The 17,344-nt window shown below is 68.8% G+C and carries 23 protein-coding genes and 2 pseudogenes; 9 read left to right on the top strand and 16 right to left on the bottom strand.

Annotated features, from left to right (window positions below; genetic code table 11):
- Positions 1–300: 300 nt before the first annotated feature.
- From AB0398_RS27535 to AB0398_RS27525, 3 genes are all read right to left on the bottom strand, one after another.
- Entirely contained in the window at positions 301–438 is a 138-nt protein-coding gene (locus AB0398_RS27535) for a hypothetical protein (RefSeq protein WP_366378310.1), read from the bottom strand.
- 119 nt (positions 439–557) lie between these two features.
- A complete protein-coding gene (locus AB0398_RS27530; protein ID WP_366378309.1) occupies positions 558–968 on the bottom strand; it encodes a hypothetical protein in 411 nt (136 codons plus the stop codon).
- Positions 969–1,066: 98 nt separating this feature from the next.
- Complete coding sequence (locus AB0398_RS27525) at positions 1,067–1,906, bottom strand: RNA polymerase sigma factor SigF (protein WP_366378308.1); 840 nt, start codon at positions 1,904–1,906, stop codon at positions 1,067–1,069.
- A gap of 108 nt (positions 1,907–2,014) precedes the next feature.
- Between AB0398_RS27525 and AB0398_RS27520 the strand changes: the two are divergent.
- Positions 2,015–2,125: pseudogene (locus tag AB0398_RS27520) on the top strand (AAA family ATPase); the annotation flags it as partial.
- A 32-nt stretch (positions 2,126–2,157) separates the two neighbouring features.
- Here the strand turns inward: AB0398_RS27520 and AB0398_RS27515 are convergent.
- Both AB0398_RS27515 and AB0398_RS27510 read right to left on the bottom strand, forming a co-directional pair.
- Positions 2,158–2,349 (bottom strand): hypothetical protein, encoded by a 192-nt coding sequence (locus tag AB0398_RS27515; RefSeq protein WP_366378307.1) that lies wholly within the window; start codon positions 2,347–2,349, stop codon positions 2,158–2,160.
- A 224-nt stretch (positions 2,350–2,573) separates the two neighbouring features.
- Positions 2,574–2,966, bottom strand: a complete 393-nt coding sequence (locus AB0398_RS27510) for a hypothetical protein (RefSeq protein WP_366378306.1) — start codon at positions 2,964–2,966, stop codon at positions 2,574–2,576.
- Between the two features lie 149 nt (positions 2,967–3,115).
- Here AB0398_RS27510 and AB0398_RS27505 point away from each other — a divergent pair, with 149 nt between their 5' ends.
- Positions 3,116–3,817: a hypothetical protein gene (locus tag AB0398_RS27505; RefSeq protein WP_366378305.1), complete on the top strand. Its 702-nt coding sequence runs from the start codon at positions 3,116–3,118 to the stop codon at positions 3,815–3,817.
- 209 nt (positions 3,818–4,026) lie between these two features.
- On the opposite strand, the gene AB0398_RS27500 is transcribed toward AB0398_RS27505, so the two are convergent.
- Together AB0398_RS27500 and AB0398_RS27495 are read right to left on the bottom strand one after the other, a co-directional pair.
- Positions 4,027–4,230 (bottom strand): cold-shock protein, encoded by a 204-nt coding sequence (locus AB0398_RS27500; protein ID WP_048475199.1) that lies wholly within the window; start codon positions 4,228–4,230, stop codon positions 4,027–4,029.
- A gap of 240 nt (positions 4,231–4,470) precedes the next feature.
- On the bottom strand, positions 4,471–4,809 hold the full coding sequence (locus AB0398_RS27495) for a MerR family transcriptional regulator (protein WP_366378304.1): 339 nt from the start codon (positions 4,807–4,809) through the stop codon (positions 4,471–4,473).
- 852 nt (positions 4,810–5,661) lie between these two features.
- Between AB0398_RS27495 and AB0398_RS27490 the strand changes: the two genes are divergently transcribed.
- On the top strand, positions 5,662–5,967 hold the full coding sequence (locus tag AB0398_RS27490; RefSeq protein WP_366378303.1) for a hypothetical protein: 306 nt from the start codon (positions 5,662–5,664) through the stop codon (positions 5,965–5,967).
- Here the strand turns inward: AB0398_RS27490 and AB0398_RS27485 are convergent.
- Positions 5,958–7,124 (bottom strand): adenylate cyclase regulatory domain-containing protein, encoded by a 1,167-nt coding sequence (locus tag AB0398_RS27485; RefSeq protein ID WP_366378302.1) that lies wholly within the window; start codon positions 7,122–7,124, stop codon positions 5,958–5,960. The two genes, AB0398_RS27490 and AB0398_RS27485, sit on opposite strands and share 10 nt — an antisense overlap.
- A complete protein-coding gene (locus tag AB0398_RS27480; protein ID WP_366378377.1) occupies positions 7,121–7,567 on the bottom strand; it encodes a universal stress protein in 447 nt (148 codons plus the stop codon). The genes AB0398_RS27485 and AB0398_RS27480 overlap by 4 nt, the downstream gene beginning before the upstream one ends.
- 311 nt (positions 7,568–7,878) lie before the next feature.
- On the opposite strand from AB0398_RS27480, the gene AB0398_RS27475 reads away from it, so the two are divergent.
- Positions 7,879–8,091, top strand: a complete 213-nt coding sequence (locus AB0398_RS27475) for a hypothetical protein (protein ID WP_366378301.1) — start codon at positions 7,879–7,881, stop codon at positions 8,089–8,091.
- A gap of 157 nt (positions 8,092–8,248) precedes the next feature.
- Here the strand turns inward: AB0398_RS27475 and AB0398_RS27470 are convergent, their stop codons facing one another.
- On the bottom strand, positions 8,249–8,617 hold the full coding sequence (locus AB0398_RS27470; RefSeq protein WP_366378300.1) for an STAS domain-containing protein: 369 nt from the start codon (positions 8,615–8,617) through the stop codon (positions 8,249–8,251).
- Between the two features lie 169 nt (positions 8,618–8,786).
- Here AB0398_RS27470 and AB0398_RS27465 point away from each other — a divergent pair, with 169 nt between their 5' ends.
- On the top strand, positions 8,787–9,251 hold the full coding sequence (locus tag AB0398_RS27465) for an ATP-binding protein (protein WP_366378299.1): 465 nt from the start codon (positions 8,787–8,789) through the stop codon (positions 9,249–9,251).
- Between the two features lie 186 nt (positions 9,252–9,437).
- Here the strand turns inward: AB0398_RS27465 and AB0398_RS27460 are convergent, their stop codons facing one another.
- Positions 9,438–9,833, bottom strand: coding sequence for an ATP-binding protein (locus AB0398_RS27460; protein WP_366378298.1), 396 nt, complete (start codon positions 9,831–9,833; stop codon positions 9,438–9,440).
- Between the two features lie 578 nt (positions 9,834–10,411).
- Here AB0398_RS27460 and AB0398_RS27455 point away from each other — a divergent pair.
- The 3 genes from AB0398_RS27455 (at position 10,412) to AB0398_RS27445 (ending at position 12,383) form a co-directional block, all read left to right on the top strand.
- Positions 10,412–10,660, top strand: coding sequence for a DUF6191 domain-containing protein (locus AB0398_RS27455; protein ID WP_366378376.1), 249 nt, complete (start codon positions 10,412–10,414; stop codon positions 10,658–10,660).
- A 388-nt stretch (positions 10,661–11,048) separates the two neighbouring features.
- Positions 11,049–11,909 (top strand): alpha/beta hydrolase, encoded by an 861-nt coding sequence (locus AB0398_RS27450; RefSeq protein WP_366378297.1) that lies wholly within the window; start codon positions 11,049–11,051, stop codon positions 11,907–11,909.
- Between the two features lie 81 nt (positions 11,910–11,990).
- Positions 11,991–12,383, top strand: coding sequence for a VOC family protein (locus AB0398_RS27445; RefSeq protein ID WP_366378296.1), 393 nt, complete (start codon positions 11,991–11,993; stop codon positions 12,381–12,383).
- 35 nt (positions 12,384–12,418) lie between these two features.
- Here the strand turns inward: AB0398_RS27445 and AB0398_RS27440 are convergent, their stop codons facing one another.
- The 5 genes and pseudogenes from AB0398_RS27440 to AB0398_RS27420 all read right to left on the bottom strand — a co-directional run bounded on the left by AB0398_RS27440 (position 12,419) and on the right by AB0398_RS27420 (position 16,162).
- Positions 12,419–12,676, bottom strand: a complete 258-nt coding sequence (locus AB0398_RS27440) for a hypothetical protein (protein WP_366378295.1) — start codon at positions 12,674–12,676, stop codon at positions 12,419–12,421.
- Positions 12,677–12,801: 125 nt separating this feature from the next.
- Entirely contained in the window at positions 12,802–13,071 is a 270-nt protein-coding gene (locus AB0398_RS27435) for a GlsB/YeaQ/YmgE family stress response membrane protein (RefSeq protein ID WP_366378294.1), read from the bottom strand.
- 487 nt (positions 13,072–13,558) lie between these two features.
- Positions 13,559–13,747: pseudogene (locus AB0398_RS27430) on the bottom strand (IS5/IS1182 family transposase); the annotation flags it as partial.
- A gap of 270 nt (positions 13,748–14,017) precedes the next feature.
- A complete protein-coding gene (locus AB0398_RS27425; RefSeq protein WP_366378375.1) occupies positions 14,018–14,977 on the bottom strand; it encodes a threonine/serine dehydratase in 960 nt (319 codons plus the stop codon).
- 276 nt (positions 14,978–15,253) lie between these two features.
- The gene (locus AB0398_RS27420; protein WP_366378293.1) at positions 15,254–16,162 is read right to left on the bottom strand and encodes a LysR family transcriptional regulator; all 909 of its coding nucleotides are present in this window, start codon (positions 16,160–16,162) and stop codon (positions 15,254–15,256) included.
- 95 nt (positions 16,163–16,257) lie between these two features.
- On the opposite strand from AB0398_RS27420, the gene AB0398_RS27415 reads away from it, so the two are divergent.
- A complete protein-coding gene (locus AB0398_RS27415; protein ID WP_366378292.1) occupies positions 16,258–17,151 on the top strand; it encodes a PhzF family phenazine biosynthesis isomerase in 894 nt (297 codons plus the stop codon).
- Positions 17,152–17,344 lie beyond the last annotated feature (193 nt).

Here is a 17,344-nt window from a genome sequence, read left to right as displayed (position 1 = left end):
CGGTCTGCGGCCGTTCGGATGCAACCGGCCATCCCCTGTCTCATCGTCCTTCTGGAAGGCACTCATGGTCGGCCATCAAGGCCTGAGGAGCTGTTCGCCGACCCGCTCTGCGCAAGATTCAAAGCCTGAGGAGGGAGACGGCCGCCGTGCGGTGCAGGGTGTTTCGGTAGGGGTGTCGTGTGGTCACCGGCTAGTCATCGGGACCCCGGCCGGGAACCGGTGACGGTTCGGGAGCGGGATCGCCGAAAGAGGTGAGCGGGCCCGGCGGGGTCGTCCTTTGCCGGGCCGGCCGCGGGCGCGTCAGGTGGTCTGGGCGGTGAGGTGGCGGGCGGCGGTGTCCACGAAACCGTCATGAGCGGCCACCGCCTCCTGCCGGGCGGCCGCGAGCGCCGCGATGCTGTCGAGCGCCTCGCGGATCGCGTAGGTCAGCGTGATCATGCGGTCGGCCGCCTCCCGTACGGCCGGGTCGGTGCAACTCCCGATCAAGGGAGATGCACCGATGACCAGCGAGAACGTGACCGAGGCCGAGATCGTAGAGCCGACTGAACCGCAGCCGGTCAGACGGTGCCGAGTGACCATCCGCAGACATCACTGACCCGTCCGCGCCATACCGGGGAGGTGAGGGAGCCGGGAACGGACATGAAAGTGACGTCCACCAGGTGCAAGAACGGGTGCAGGCCGTTCTCGGAGACTTCACCGTGCCGCTGTGTCGACTGGATCATCTGCGGCAGCTGCGCCATCACCTTGGCCTGCCCCTGTTCGTCGGCTTGGCGCACGGTGTCTTCCCAGCGCTCCGCCCATGCCTGCGCGGCCACCAGATGGCCGGCGATGACACCGCCCCGTGTGGTCAGGCAGATCGCCATCCGGGCCCCGGGCTGCGCTTCGACCATGCGGAGCAGAACCTCCAGGTGCATGTCGACCGTGGTGAGGGGCACCTCCTCAACGGCCTGGTGCTGGTGCTCGGTCAATGCGGGTCCTCCCTGATTGCCGCGTCCGGCGTCGCGAAGCGGTCGGCGGGCCTTTGCCCCCTCGGGGGTATGGGGCCGACCGGTGCGTCGGTGGAGCCTCAGTCGGTGGTGAGCATGCCTTCGCGCAGGCGGTTCAAGATGCGTGCCAGCAGCCGTGAGACCTGCATCTGGGAGCGGCCCAGCCGCTCCCCGATCTGGGCCTGGGTGAGTTCGTCGACGAACCGCCAGTGGATGATCTGTCGCGACCGCTCGTCCAGCTCGGCGATGAGAGGAGCCAGAGCGTGGAAGTCCTCGACCAGATCCATGGCCGGGTCCTGGACACCGATGAAGTCCGCCAGGACCGCCTCGCCGTCTTCGTCGCCGGAGAGGGTGGCGTCCAGGGAAGCGGAGTTGTAGCCGTTGGAGGCGATCCTCGCTTCGATGACTTCCTCTTCGGACAGGCTCATCAACTCGGCCAGTTCCTTGACCGTCGGACTGCGGTCCAGGCGGGAGCGCAGCTCCTCCGTGGCGCGAGCCAGCTCGATGCGGGCTTCCTGCAGACGGCGCGGCACGTGCACCGCCCAGGAGGTGTCACGGAAGAACCGCTTGATCTCACCGATGATGTAGGGAACCGCGAAGGTCGTGAACTCCACCTCGCGAGACAGTTCGAAGCGGTCGATCGCCTTGATCAGACCGATCGTGCCGACCTGGACGATGTCCTCCATCTCATCGGCCCCGCGGCTGCGGAACCTGCCGGCCGCGTAACGGACGAGGGAGGTGTTCATCTCGATCAGCGTGTTCCGCGCGTACTGGTACTCGGGCGTGCCCTCCTCCAGCACTGCCAGCCGCTCCAGAAACTGCTTCGACAGCGAACGCGCGTCCTTGGGCGCCACCTTCATCGGATCGGGCACCATCGGCAGCTCGACACCACGCACCTTTATGCCGGTCTCCGTCACCATGTTTTCCGCCCCTCCTCCGCCGAACCCACCAACCCTCGCCCTGGGGGCGACGGTCCGCCGGATACCCCGCATCTTGTTCAACATGCACGTGAAACGCAGCATGCATGTCGGCTTTGCGCGGCCCTCGCCGGCCGTCTCACCTTCGGCGGCGACATCATCGAGACCGGCACCGATTCCTACCGTCTGGCCACTACCAGGGTCCGCGCCGAACAGCAGGCCGTCGGCCGGCCCACCGCCCGCACCACTCGACGCTACCGACCGTCGGCGTTCCCGAGTTCGACAGCCAGCGCGGCCATGTCCCGCAGATGCCTGTAGTACTCGAACGCGCCATCCTCATCATCGATCGACGGCAGGACCTTCTCAACGGCCGCAAGGCAGACGAGCATCGTCGTCTGCTTCCACCAGGCCGTCCTCGGCGACGACCAAGGCGTCACCGAGACCATCGCCCGGCTGCGCGAACTCACCGACGGCGGCGACTACGCGTACTACACCGACATCGCCGCCTTCATGGACGACCGGCACACCCCACCGGGACCCGTTCGGTGGAACGACGACGAAGCCACCGTCCGCGGACGGTGGCGCCACCTCGTCCTTGCCCGTCGCTCCCTCCCGCAGAGCTGAGCCGGACCGGCAAAGCCAAGGCCTGGCCCGCGGTCGTTCCCGCTGATCAGTCCTCGTGGCGGTACTGGGTGATCTCTTCGCGCAGGACCCAGGCGGGGAAGTCGGGGTGCTTCTCCCGGATGCGGGCGAGCACCAACTGGACGGGGCAGTGCCTGCTGTGCACAGGGGTCCAGTCGTAGGGGCCCGCACAGCCCGGGCAGTAGCCGTCGCGGTCCCGGGGGCCCGGGTGCATCTCCAACAGCCACGCGTTCGCCGCGGCGGCGGCCCGCAGGTGAGCGGAGGACAGGTGTGCCCCGAACTGGCTGCCGGTCTCCTCCAGGGCCGTGATCCGGCCGGCGTGCTGCCCGGCCTCGCGGATACGGGCCGAGAGGAAACCGGCGAGCTCACGCGGATCGTGCACCAGGTCCAGGTGCCCGTTGTCTATGGAGGGTGTCGTCATGGCGGTCATCGTGCTCGCCGCCGGTCTCTCTGACCGCCCGTCCGCGCCGTACTCCCCCCGTGGTGGGAGCGCGCGGAACCGCCGCGCGTCACATCTGCCTGTGGAGTATGTCGCGATCCGGCTGCGGGAAGCCGGGACCGGACCGCATCGTGGTTCCGGGAAGCGCCGGGCGCCATGTCCGGGGCGGCGGCGTCGAGGCGGAAGAGGAGCTCGTCATGTACGGGGAGCGGAGCGGGTGGCGGCGGGACGGACTGGAGTCGCACGAGGGCATGGTCGGGGTGCTGTTGGCCGATGGCAGCGAGCCGAAGCCGGTCCTCTTCGACCTGGGCAGCGGCGCCACCTTCCACGAGTCGAGCGACTGGTGGCACTATGACGGCGAGTTCCGCCGGCCCACCGCGGTGTCGATGCGGGGCCGGTGCGCGTGCGGCTGGCGCGGCACGAAGACGTACCCGATCGACTGGGAGAAGGTCCGCGAGGACGACGACCCCGATGCCTACGACACCTCGGGCCCGTACGCGGAGTGGGAGGCACACCTCGATGAAGTCGCCGGGCGCGCGGTGGCCCTGCCCGAGGACCTCGCGGAGTTACTGGGGAAGGTGCGCGAGCGCCTGGACCGGCTCTGGTTCGAGGAGGACAAGACGCGCGCGTACGCGATGATGCTGAAGACCTGTGACGGCCTGGAGGCGATCGTCGCCGAGACCGGTCCGGAGGCCGTCCGGGCCCTGACCCACGAACAGGACGAGGACGAGGGCGAGGACGGATTGGTGCCCGCGCTCGCCGAGGCCCTTGGCATGACCGAACAGGCCGCCCGCGCGCGCCTGCGGCACTACGAACACCTCACCTGGCGCTGACCCGCCGGACCCTCCGGGGAAAGAAGCGGAGCAGTGCCGCCCGTCGTGCTCGCTTTCTTACCGGAGCCGAGGTTGTTTCGGGCTGGTACCGGGTGAGCCGGCCCGCTCGGACGACAGTTCAGGGCCGTGCAGCTGATGGCCGCACGGCCCTGAACCTGTGGATCACATGCTGTGCCACCGGCTCTTCGTCTTGCCGGGGCGGGGGAAGGTCAGGCGGGGGTGATGTTCTCGGCCTGGGGGCCCTTCTGGCCCTGGGTGACGTCGAAGGTGACCGTCTGGCCTTCCTGGAGCTCGCGGAAGCCGGAGGAGTTGATGGCGGAGTAGTGGGCGAAGACGTCCGGGCCGCCGCCGTCCTGGGCGATGAAGCCGAAGCCCTTCTCGGCGTTGAACCACTTCACAGTTCCGGTAGCCATGTCTGATGCCTTCCAGTCGATGAACGCCTCCCGCACGGTACGGAAGGTGGAGGTGATCGCCCTGGTTCCTGCGGCACAGCACAGCAGAAAGCCCACGCCGGGGGCGTGGGCAAAGGGAACTTCCGAACCACGACAGCTAACGGTGACGCTACACGCCCGCACCCTGCGTGACCACCGGAAAGAGCGGCGCGTTCGCAGGGGCCAGGACGGGTGAAGCCCGCCGCCCGGCCGGCACCCGGGTCACTCCGCGGCCGGCGGATTCGACCCGGCCGCCGCGCGGCGGTACTGGTCGTTGAGGCGCTGGGCCTCTTCGAGCTGGTCCTCGAGGACGATGATGCGGCAGGCCGCTTCGAGGGCGGTGCCCTGGTCGACGAGTTCGCGGGCGCGTGCGGCGATGCGCAGCTGGTAGCGGGAGTAGCGGCGGTGGCCGCCCTCGGAGCGCAGCGGTGTGATCAGGCGGTGTTCGCCCAGGGCGCGAAGGAAGGCGGGGGTGGTGCCGAGCATCTCGGCGGCCCGGCCCATGGTGTAGGCGGGGTAGTCGTCGTCGTCGAGACGGCCGCGTGTGTCGTCCGCTGTCATCTGCACCTCTCTCTGGGACATGTTTGAGGGGCCCTGGTGCCGTACGGCACCAGGGCCCCGAAGGAACTACTACACCACCTGCCGGCCCTGATACTGCGCCGGCCTTCTGTGTCCGCACACCTGACACGGCTGCTGCCGGGGGTGCGGGGATCGCGGTTGCTTGACCGGAGACCACCTCACTCACGATGTCCTGCGGTACCCGGGCCAGATGCTTCCACCCGGGCGATCCCGATGGTGCTGCACTCCTCCGTTCTTCCCTCTGAATCGATCACTGCTTGTACTACTGGTGTTGCGCACTACCGGTGGCCTCTCACAGCACCACCCCGGTCGGCGGCAAGTCCTCCTGCCGACCCTCCCGGTGCGCGCGCCCGCAGCCGACGCCTTCACCGGGGTACCACTCACTCGACTGCACTGCCGGGTACTGCGAACTGCACTCACGGGTACCGCATCGGTCATGACTGCGGCCCCGCTGCGGCGGCCCCTGATCACTGCGGGCCGCCCGGCCCGGCGGTCAGCCCCGTCGCCGTCCTGCGACAACCCTGGCTCCGGAACTCCACCGCCGTACCGTCCTGCGAACTGCAACTACAGGTACTGCTCCTACCTCATGCCGGCAGTTCGTCTCTGCCAGGCCTTGCCGTCCTTCTTGGCTACGACAGAAACCATAACCCCACCACATCGCAATGTCTACTCTGGCCGATACAGATTTTCGCATGCAGAGCGGAAAGGTAACCCGCTTCGCGCGGTAGCGGATGCGAGGTAAAGAGTCGGTATGCCCGATTGACGGGTGAGGGGGAGGGGAGAAGCGACGGCCAGAGAGCACCGACGGGGCAGGGCAGTGGTCAGGAGGGCCTGATGAGCATGATCAGCGTCGGTGTCGAGCCCGACCGCACCGCCGGGTCCATAGCCGCCGCGCGTGACAGCGCCCGGCGCTTCCTGCGGAACCTTCGCCTCTTACCTGCCTCCGGGATCGCCGAGAACGTGCTCCTGGTCGGCCTCGATTCGGAAAACCGGCACCCTCGTCATCAACCAGCTCACCCCCGGCCCCGCAGGAGGGACGATTCTGCCCCGACCGGACACCGCCTGGTGCACCGGCCGGCCCCGGGTCACTGCGGGTGCCGCATCGGTTTTCTCCATGTCCTCCTCGCCTTTCAGCGGTGAGGATGCTTGGCTGCCGACGGTTCGCCGGGGCGAGCCGGCCGTAGTAGAACAGGGCGCAGGCGGCTGTATCCCCGTACCGACACCGGGCGTAGCACTTTCAGGTCGTACGCCGTCGTGCCCGCCAGTTCGCCGGCGAACGCCGTGTCGACCAGCACGGTGTCGGGACGTGCGACCGCGGTGAGCCGCGCCGCGATGTTGACCACTGCTCCGTAGACGTCGCCGAAGCGGTTGAGGACCGCGCCGTGAGCGAGCCCTGTCCGTAGTCGCGGCAACTCCTGGTCGTACGTGGCCCGGGCGGTCAGCTCCAGCGCGATGCCGGCGGCCGCGGACGCCGACTCGCACACGAAGAGCACCTCGTCACCGATGGTCTTCACCACCCGTCCCCCTCCTTCGGCGACCACGTCACCGATCAGGCCCTCGAACCGGTCGAGGACCCGGGAGAGTTCGGTGCTGTCCAGCCCTCGGGTCATCCGCGTGTAGGCGACCATGTCGGTGAAGCCCACCGCCAGGTGACGGATGTCCGCACCGTCGCGAGGTGGCTCCGGCTCTTCGCCCATGGCAGCCCTCGCCCGGACGTCCCCCCGCTGTTCCCCGTCCTTCAGGCCCGTTCCGCTCTCCCGCGCAGACCGGTGAAACACGTGTTCTTCGTCAGCGGCAAGCATCCGCCCGGCATGGGCCGCGAGGTGCCGGCGCCACACATGCCCCTGCAGCAGCTCCATCTCCGGCAACAACCGGGCGGCATGCTCGATCAGCGCCGCCCGGTCGTGGCCGCCACCTTCGCCGAGAGCATGGCTGAGCCAGGCCCACAGAGTCTGCATCTGCCATTCGGCGAGCCGGGAAAGATGGTGGCCCAGGGCACGGGCCATGACCGTCTCGCCGTCCTCGGTGATGAGCCCGGCCTCGATGAGCCGCTCACCCGACCGCAGCGCCTCGACATCGGCGTCGGTGAACACCCTCGCGTGGTCGTCGACCACGGGAAACCCGAGCGCGCGCCAGATCTGCGCCGAGCGCTCCGGGCCCACCCCGGACCGCTCGGCGATGTCCCGTCTGGTCCAGAGGCGGCCGCCGCCGAGCAGTATCGCCTCGATGGCCCGGTGCAGCTCATCGGCCCTCGTCAGGCCGGTCGCCGCCTCTCCTCCGGGCTCCGCCACGCTCATGTGGTGTGCACGATCAGCACGTCGAGCCCGGCCTTCCGCGCGATGTCGGCAGGCACCGAGCCGAGGATTCGCCCGGCGAGCGAACGTAATCCCCGGTTCCCGACGACGATCAGATCCGCCGCGTACTCCTGCGCGACCCGCTCCAGAGCCGCGACAGGTTTGTCCTCCACCGCGACCGTTCGCACATCCTCCGCACCCTCGTCCCGGGCCTTGTCCCTGGCGACGCGCAGGGTGCCCTCGGCCGGCGCCGAACCCACCACCTGGTACGCCTCGGCTCCCAAGCGGTCCTTTGCCACGTCCAGGTCGGTCCCGCGCATCGGAGAGTACGCGCAGGCGATCACGAGCCTGGCCCTACAGGCGACAGCGAGGCGTGCCGCACTGGTGACCGCTGCGAAGGACGACTCCGAGCCGTCCGTGCCGACCAGCACGGTCTGATAGGGGATCGTGGTCAAGGCCAATCTCCTTACTCGAAAGTAAACTTACTTTTAAGTAAGGTAAAGCGTGGCCATTGCGCGGGCAAGACAGCGTGAAGCGGCGACCGCTCACCACACCTGAGAACAGCCCAGCCGCCCCCGTAGGCCGAGGGCATGGGCGAACGGCCGACGTTTCAGCTCCTTCCCGGGCCGGGGGCACGGAGTCGCGCAAACGGCTCGACCTGCTCACGACTCGGTCTCACCCCGTTCTTCATGCGGTCGTGCATCACGACCCCGGTCATCCTTCTGAGCCCGGAGCCCAATACCGAGATGACTTGACAATGAGCGATCTCGAACGGCCGCTTGAGTGGCGAAGAACCCTCGGCGTCGGCGGTGAGATCACCGTGCCACCGGGACGGTTCGGCCGGCTGGAGAAGGGCGTCGTCGCCAAGAAGGTGGTCGGGGTATGGACCTTCAACGGTCCGGCGGCCTGGGAGGAGCCCGGCGAGTCCACCGTGCCGGCCGAAGGACGGCACCGACGGTGTCTCCAGTGACGTCACCGTCTTCCGGACAGGCGCGGTACCGCCGGACAACTGCTGACCACCCTCTCCTGCCACGCCCGGAAACCGAGCCGGTCCGAGCGCAGCGAAAAGACGGCCGCTCGGATCTGTCCGGGCGGCCACCTGGTCTTGTTCACCGTGCCGGTCGGTGTCAGGCGCGCAGGGCCTGCTCGACAGTGGGGTGGCAGTCGATGACGGTATCCACGCCGATCAGGCCGAGGACGCGCTGGACGGCGTCCTGTGCGCCGGCGATCCGCAGCCAACCGTGTGCGCCGGTCAGGTGCTGGTGGGCGAGGATGAAGGCGTTGATGCCGCTGGAGTCCATGAAGGTCACACCCGCCAGGTCCGCCACCACCATGGGCGGCAGCGCCGCGTCGTCCTGGGTTGTCAGGACGTCGGCCAGGGTGTCCTTGGCAGTGTGGTCGATCTCCCCTCGCAGGGTCACGACGCGGATGCCGTCGACCACGTGGTGCGCTACGGACAGCCGTTCGGCCTGATCCGTTTTCTCGTTGCTGGTCATGCATCTCCTCGACTGCGTTCCGGCTTGCCCGTATCCGGGCGTACACGGGCGATTCTGCCTCACCGGACGACACCGGATTCACCCGGACGGGGCATGATCGATCTGCGCCGATTCAAGGATCATCCGGTCGGGTAGCCGCGTTGCGTGAACCTGAGGAAGGGCGGATCCAGTGGAACTCGATGCCGGTTATGACAGCGGTGCCCAGCCCCGGCCGGAGGGGCATCTGGCGCGGGCCGACTACACGCTGGAGGGTGGCGGCAGCCGCATCGCAGCCGCCCGTCGCCACGCCGTGGCCTTTCTGGAGCGGATGCGTACCGAGTACGGTCTGCCGGTCTCGCGGCGGGTGCGGGAGTCGACCGTGCTCGTGGTCAGCGAACTGGTCACCAACGCCCACAAGTACGCCCTGGGGCCCGTGCTGATGCAACTGCGCGTCGGTGCCGGCGGTGTGGACGTCGTGGTGTGGGACAGCGACCCGGCCGTTCCGGTCCTTCGTGCTGCGGACCCCGGCAGGGCGGGTCAGCACGGTCTGGAGATCGTCAGGAAGGTCGCCGAGAAGCTGTCCGTCGAGCGGGAGCCGGTCGGCAAGCGCATGACCGCCCGTCTCGCGCTGGCCCAGGCGCCGGACCCGGCGTAAGGGCCGGTCACGGCGGCCGCCCTCACGTGCGTTTCCGTCCCGGCCCTCCTCGGGTCCCGTGCGGGCGCTGCTCCTCGCGATCCGTGTGCGGGCCCTGGCGACTGCCTTGTCCGCCGGTGGCGCGGGGAGCTCGTCCACGCATTCGGCCGAGATCCCGGTGGCGGCCAGGCAGCCGCCCGAGAGTTCCTACAGCACGCCCGCCAGGGGGTCGTCGGTCAGAGCGATGGCGGCGGTGATCCTTTTGCCGAGGGGCGTGCGGTGGACGGTGAAGCCGTGGGCGAGTTTGATGACGATTTCCAGGCCGTGCTGACCGATGCGGGTGGGGTCGTGCGGGAGGATCGCGGGCGGGGTGGGGTTGCTGTCCCAGACGCTGACGTTGATCGTCCCGCCACTGACGTCGAGGGTGAGCAGGCTCGCGCCGGGGGCGTACTTGTCGGCGTTGGTCATCAGCTCGCTGACCACGAGCTGAACGATGTCCATCGCGGACCGGCAGACGGGCAAGCCGTGGACGGCCTGGGCGTCGGCGAGGAAACGCTGGGCGAGGTCACGGGCGGCGGCGATGTCCAGACTGCCCTGGAACACCCCGGACACCGAAAGAGCTGCCCCCCGGCCCGGCCGCCGCTCTGCGCAGTCCACGATCCGCTCCACGGCATCCCCGTTCCTGACATCTTCCGATTCCACTTCCACAAGACCGAAAGCCGTGTACCCCCGAAGTTTGCTTCGACACGCGGATTCTGTGGTGAATGTTCCCGTGTGGGGCCGGACAGGCCTTTCCGCCCGTCCTGTGTCCGGAAGCGCCGGAGGCCCACCGCAGGCAGGATGGGCCGGCCCTGCGAGACCTCCGCCTGAGCTGAAGCGGCCTGAGCGTCGCCGGCTCCGGTGCTCTGACTGCCCTTCTGGCTCTGCGCCGCCGCACTTACCCTGCCGGTATCACTTCGAGTCCGGATCATCGGCCTGTCCATCTGGCCCGGATGTTCGAGCTCACCAGCCTCATGGGCCACCTCGCCCTCACCGATGAGCCCGGTGACATCTCCGGGCAGCGGTCCTCGTAAGGGGAGCGGACCACGTCCTCTCCGGCGTCCAAGAGCCCCCACCCGGTTTGTACAAGGCTTGCGCCAGGTGCCGCCCGGGGTGAGGAACTGCTGCTCTTCACCGACCGGCTGCTGGTGCGCACGGAACGCGCCGGGATTCTGTCATGGCGTAACAGCGCAGGTCAGGGGCAGATCTCGGCGACCGGGTCCGAGCAGTTGCATGCCAGTTTTTCTCCCGGCGAGCAGAACGGGCCGAAGGAGCGGCAGTCGGCCCTGGTCATGCCGGACGACCAGGACGACGGGGCTCCGCCGAACGGGACGGCGGTGGACCTGACCGCGGGGACAGCGATCGTACGGATCCCGCGTTCTGAACCGTAGGACCTTCGTCCGCACGTTCCGGCTGTCCGTCCCGCTCCGTCCGATGCTCCCGGCCCGGCGGAGAGACCCGCCCGTGGCCGGCCTCGTATCTTCCCGGCCCCCATGCCGGTGCCGGCCTCGCTTCTCGGACAAGGCGTGACGAGCGGTGGCCCTCCCCGGCCTTTTTCCCGTCGACCTCGTGGAGCGTGGTGTGGAGGGGGGTGGTGGAGCAGGACGTGGTGGTGCAGTCTCGGCGGAGCGGCAGGGCACTGCGGTGGTCACCGACCTCTTTCACCTTGAACAGTCGCAGTTCAGGAGGGTGCGCCCCTCTGGACGAGTGCGGGGGCTCATCACAGGCAGGCGGAGGTGGGACAGCGCGGGCCGGGCCCCGGAGCGAGAGGGGTCTTTCGTGTTCGAGGAGTTCGCCACCAGGACGGTGCGCACCGCTGAGGCGTCCGTCTTCGTCCGGCACGGGGGAGAGGGCCCGCCTCTCCTGTTGCTGCACGGCCACCCGCGCACATCGGCGACCTGGCACCGGGTCGCACCCGTCCTGGTCCGGCTCGGCTTCACCGTCGTCTGCCCCGACCTGCGCGGTTGCGGACGCTCCCGCGGCCCGGCACCCGCTCCCGATCATGTCCCGCACTCCAAGCGCGCCGTGGCGGCGGACATGGTCGAGGTCATGCAGGCGCTCGGGCACCAGCGCTTCGGTCTCGTCGGCCACGACCGCGGGGCCGCCGTGGCACTCCGACTGGTACTGGACCATCCCTCCGCGGTGACCCGGGCGGCGTTCGTCGACGGCCTGCCCCTGAGCGAGCATCTGGCCCGTGCGGATGCCCGCTTCGCCACCGCGTGGTGGCACTGGTTCTTCTTCGCCCAGCCGGAGATCCCCGAACGCGTCATCAACGCCGACCCCGACACCTGGTACCGCGGCGACCCCGAAGCCATGGGACAGGAAAACCACGACGAGTGGCGGGCCGCCACCAGGAACCCGGACGTCGTCCGCGCCATGCTGGAGGACTACCGCGCCGGGCTCACCGTAGACCGCCGGCACGAGGAGGCGGACCGCGCCCAAGGCACACGGATCGACTGCCCCGTCCTGGTCCTGTGGTCACTGCGCGACGACCTGGAGGACCTGTACGGCGACCCGCGCACCATCTGGCGCGACTGGGCCGACGACGTCCGGGGCCACGGCATCGACGCCGGCCACCACGTGGCCGAGGAAGCCCCCGGCCTCCTCTCCGCCGCCCTGGGCGACTTCTTCACCCACTGATCACCTCCGGCCCGCGGGGCAGACCGATCTCCGGAGGTGATCACCACGTCCGCTGAGACAGACGCGTTGAAGTTGTGTCAGGTGGTTCTCGACAGCACCGGCCCCCGAAGGCGTGCGGAGTTCTACCGCTCGCTGCTCGGTCCGGTCTACGCATCGGGAGACGAACCGCCCGGAGTGGGGGAGCCCGATGGGCGGGGTCAGGAACGGCTGGTGCTGCCCACCGAAGAGGGCACACCCCAACCGGCCTTCCAGCACGTTGACCGGTTGACGCCGTCGGCTCGGCCCGAAGGATCCGTTCCTCAGCAGCCGCACCTCGATCTGAGCGTGGCATCACGCGACGACCTCAGGGTGCAGCACGAACGAGTTCTCGCGCTCGGCGGCCGCCTGCTGTCCGACAACGAACAGGGTCCCGACGAACCCTTCCGCGTCTACGCCGACCTTTCGGGCCACCCTTTCTGCGTCTTCGTCGCCTGAGTGAGGCGTCTTGCAGAAGACCGTGTTCGGGCAGGTCAGGGCGATGCCGGGGGCTGCCGGGGCATGTGGCGGGAGCAGAGCTGTGCATGCGGACGAAGGGCCTGGACCATCCGGTGAATACCGATGCGGCGCTGTCGGCAGTCGCGGAGGATCCTGCGGTGCTTCCTGCGGGCGAAGGCGTGGCGGACCGGGGCGAGGGTGCCGTCCGCGCTCCACAGCCGGTCGACCGCTTCAGCGGAGCGAGTGGCCGGCTCGGTGACGAGCAGGGCCGCAAGCACGGGATCACCCGGCACGCGGTCCCCTCGCCCCGTAGAACACCTAGTTCCGGTCAGCACGCAGAGAGGGAAGTGCCCCAGCGTGACGAACGGCTCCGCCTCTTTTCAGAGGGGAGCCGTTCGTCAGGGTCGGAGAGGCACGATCAGGCGTGTCGTCGGTTTCCGGTGATCAGGCGGTAGAGGGCCAGGAGGATGACGGAGCCGATGATGGCCGCGATCCAGGTGGAGAGGTCGAAGAAGCCGTCGATGGAGTCGACGCCGAATATGACCTTGCCCAGGAAGCCGCCGAGCAGGCCGCCGGCGATGCCGATCAGGATGGTGATGATGACGCCGCCCGGGTCCTTGCCCGGCATGATCGCCTTGGCGATGAAACCGGCGATGAGGCCGATGAGAATCCACGCGATGATGCCCATGATGCGTCTCCTACCTGTTCGTATAAAGTCTGCGTCAATACGGCGTCTGCGCGATCGGAGGGTTTTCAAACCTGCCGCTCCTCACCGTTTGTGTGCACACCGGCGGAGAAGGCAGTCGCCGCCCCCCTGCTCGCCGACGTCCTTAAGACGCCCGGCACCCTGGAGCCGAGCACCCGGACGGCCGTGCAGCCGCGCTCCCTGGCCGACGAGATGTCCGTGGGTCGTCCGGCCCGTCTCACAGTGGCGTGCCAGGGGGCCGGCGCCGGGGCGTTGAGCGGACTTCAGTGGTCTGGGAAGGGTCAGGGGTTCAGAGCGTCTTCGAGGGTGGGGGAGGGCCCGGGTGGGTGGTGTCACACGAGCGGGAGGTCGCCCGAGAACCGCTTCGGACCACTCTGCTGTTCTGATCCCCAGCTCCGTAGGGCTGGGGGTTGTCCCGTAAATGATCTGAGGCGTACGGGCCGACCTGCCCGGTTGCCTGTCATCCGGTGAGGGTGAGGTTGGTGCGCCAGTACGCGGCCGCCGGCGGCACCCGGTTTTTCAGCGGCAGCGACCACGGTCGGCCCTTGCGGACCGGATCGGCTCCCTCACGCCGCAGCGCGGTGATCAGTCCGCCGAACTGCCGCGGGTTCAGCCCGGTGAACGGGCCTGTCCGGGAGGGCTCCGACGCCGTGATCACACCAGCCGCGGCAAGATCGTCTCACTCCTGACCAGCGGTTACGGGACAACCTCTGGTGGACTGGGACAGGACGCCACGTGATGTCCCCCGTATTTTCATCTGCAGGGCGGTTTCAAAACCGGGTTTTGAAACCGCCCTGGACGCGAGCCTGCGAGTCTCAAGACTCCGCGACCGTTGATCTTCCGCGGTAAAGGTTGAGCACGATCATCTGATGCTGGTGACCGCCAGGTTTTCTCGCCAAGGGCTGAGCGGCCGCTGAAGCCCGTGGGATCAGCGCAGCCCGAAGCGCTCGGCCCAGGCGGTCACATCGGCGGTCGTCGCATTGCCGCCGCAGACCACCAGACCGAGCTTGGCGTCTTCACCGACGCGCTCCAGTACCCGGCGTGCCGCGGGCAGCAGACAGCCGGCAGCAGGCTCGGCCCAGACCTTCGCGTGGTCAGCCAGGTCAAGGGTGCCCTGTACGGCCTCGGCGTCGGTCACCGTGAGGACATCGGTGACCAGTGCCGAGACGTGCTCGTAGGTGAGCGGGGAGACGCTGGGAGCGCTCAGTGTCGAGACGATCGAGGACAGTTCGACCGCCACCGGCCCGCCGGAGGCCAGGGCTGCCGACATGGCTCGCGCGCCTTCGGTCTCCACGCCCCAGATCCGTACGCCGGGACGGCGCGCGTGCAGCGCGGTGGCGACTCCGGCGATCAGTCCCCCGCCGCCGATGCTGACGAGTACGTCGGTGAGTTCCCCGGCGTCCTGCGCGAACTCCAGACCGACCGTGCCTTGAGCCGCGATGACGACGGGGTCGTCGAAGGGGTGGACCAGGGCGAGCCCCTTGGTCCGGAGTTCCTCCACGAGGGCGAACGCGCCGTCCATGGTGTCGACGAGGGTGACGTTCGCTCCGGAGGCCTCGGCGATGTCCACCGCACGGCCGGGGGCGGACCGCGGCATGACGACGGTCGCTTCAATGCCCAGCACGCCGGCCATGACCGCGACCCCGATGCCGTGGTTGCCGCCACTCACCGCTACGACTCCGGCAGCCCGTTCAGCCTCGTCGAGCGTGAGCAGCTTCGCCGTCGCACCGCGTGCCTTGAAGGAACCGGTGCGCTGCAGCAGTTCCAGTTTCGCGGTGACGCCCACACCCAGGAACGCGGACAGCCCAGGACTCGGCACTGTCGGGGTCCGCAGCACGTGCCCGCTGATCTGCTCGGCTGCGGCTTCCACGTCCGCAACGGTGATCAACACATTCGCCTCCGTCACATGATCCGAACCACGGTGACCGGGATTCGTACCCTCCACGGTAGAAGGGCGGCGCCCATATGAAGGCCCCACCTGCACACGGCGATCGACCGCGCGGCAATTCGACCACCCCGTGCCGTCCACCCACTGGTCGGTACGGGCCAGGTCGCCGTGATCACCGCGTACTGCAACGGCATGCAGAAGTGTCCACACTGGGTGAACGAGTACGGGGCCCAAGCCCCTGATCTCCGATGTCCGTCAAAGCGAAGCAAGCCCCGTTCACTGCGAGAAGTGGTGGGGCAGTTCCGCGGTGAGCGCAGCCGCTGCGGGGGAGAGCCAGCGTCGGCGGTGACGGGCCAACTGGACCGCGACGTCAGGAAACCGCGGCCCGGGCACCTGTGTCAGACGGCCCGCTGTGAGCGCGTCTGCGATGTTGGTGTGGGCCAGCAGGCTGAGGCCGAGGCCCGCGGCGACACAGGACCGGGCGACCTCCAGACTGCCGAAACGCGTGATCCGGGGCTGAGCACCTCCGGCCTCGGTGAGCAACCGGTCGACGAAGCGGTCGCTGTACGAGCAGCCCTGTTCGTGCAGGAAGTAGTCCTGACGGGCCAGCTCCGCCCAGTCGGCGGGCGCATCGGCGGCCTTGCGGGCGAGGGGATGTCCGGGAGAACAGACGAGTACCAGCGGCTCATGGGCCAGCGGCGTGCATGAGATGTCACGGAAAGCCGCTTCGTCCTCCAGTAGAAGCGCCAGGTCGAGCTCGCCGGTGCGAAGCGCGGCGATTGCGGTCGCGGTGCCCATCGTGCGCAGGTCCACCTCGATTCCCGGGTGACTGCGCCGCAGCGCGGCGATGACTCCCGGCAGCCGCGCGGACACCAGTGTCTCGCCGGCCGCGATCGTTACGCGCCCGGTCACCTGACCGTCCGCGCCACCTGCCGAGGCGGCAACCGCCCGCAGCCGGGACTCGGCCTCCAGCACCGTTTCAGCCTGTGCCAGCACCTCACACCCGGCACTGGTGAGTACTACTCCGCGCGGCAGCCTGTCGAACAGGCGCAGGTCCAGCTCCTTCTCCAACGCCTGCACCTGGGCGGTGACGGTGGACTGTGCCAGGTGCAGGCGCTCCGCGGCGGCGGTCAGGTTCTCGGTCCGGGCAACGGCGGCGAAGGTGCGCAGCAGTCGAGTGTCCATGCCGTCGACCCTAGACAATCCCATCGGTCAAAGCGATGAATCAGATCGAAAACCATCGTTTGTAACGATGCCTATGGGGTGCCACAGTAAAAGTCATGACCCTGAGGACACACCCCGAAATCCTGCGCTACACCGCCTTCACCACCGATCCCGCCGGCGGTAATCCAGCCGGTGTCGTCATGGATGCGGCCGCGCTGGACGAGACCGCCATGCTCGCCATCTCCGCCGAAGTCGGCTACTCGGAAACCGCGTTCGTCACGGCCGCCGACAACACGGCACGCCGGTTCCGGCTTCGCTACTTCAGCCCGCTCGCCGAGGTCGCCTTCTGCGGTCACGCCACCGTCGCCACCGCGGTGGCCCTGGCCGAGCGGATCGGTACCGGCCCGCTCGTCTTCGACACACCGGTGGGCGAGATCGCCCTGGACACTTCCGCCGACCTCGAAGGGCCCGTGACGGCGACGCTCACCAGCGTCCCCACTCGCTCCCGGCCGGCGACCACCGCAGAGCTCGATGCCTCTCTCGCAGCTCTGCGCTGGTCCCCGCAGGACCTCGACCCCGCGCTGCCGCCGCACGTCGCCTTCGGAGGAAACGAGCACCTGGTCCTGGCCTCGGCCACCCGCGAGCGTCTGGCGGCCCTCGATTACGACTTCGACGCCCTGGCCGAGGTCATGCACGGTCACGGCTGGACCACGCTCCAACTGGTCTGGCGCGAAAACCCGGAACTCTTCCACGCCCGCGACCCCTTCCCGGTCGGCGGCGTCGTCGAGGACCCGGCCACCGGTGCCGCCGCTGCTGCCCTCGGCGGCTACCTGCGCACCCTTCACGCCCTCCCGCCCACCGGAACCTTCACCATCCACCAGGGAGAGGACCTCGGCCGACCCAGCCTGCTCCGGGTCGAGGCCTCCACCACCCACCCGCGCGTACGGGTGAGCGGACATGCGGTGGCGATCGGGGGTGCGAGCACGAGGGCGGGCGCAGGAGAAGCCTGAGCGCACCGAGGACGCCGCATATGACGCTCGCCCACACCGCGCGGGTCAGAGTTCCGGCCCTCTTTCGCCCGTTTGGGACAGGACGAAAGGAGACCGCCGACCCTGCGGTACCTCGAGCCGGGGACACGCGCACGACGCACACGACCGAGACGACTCCCGCCATCCGTCCCCTTCCACCTTCCGAAGGGATTGG

This window comes from Streptomyces sp. NPDC086147, assembly GCF_040702165.1.
In the GTDB taxonomy this organism is placed as follows: domain Bacteria; phylum Actinomycetota; class Actinomycetes; order Streptomycetales; family Streptomycetaceae; genus Streptomyces.
This window is presented reverse-complemented; position numbering and strand designations above follow the sequence as displayed.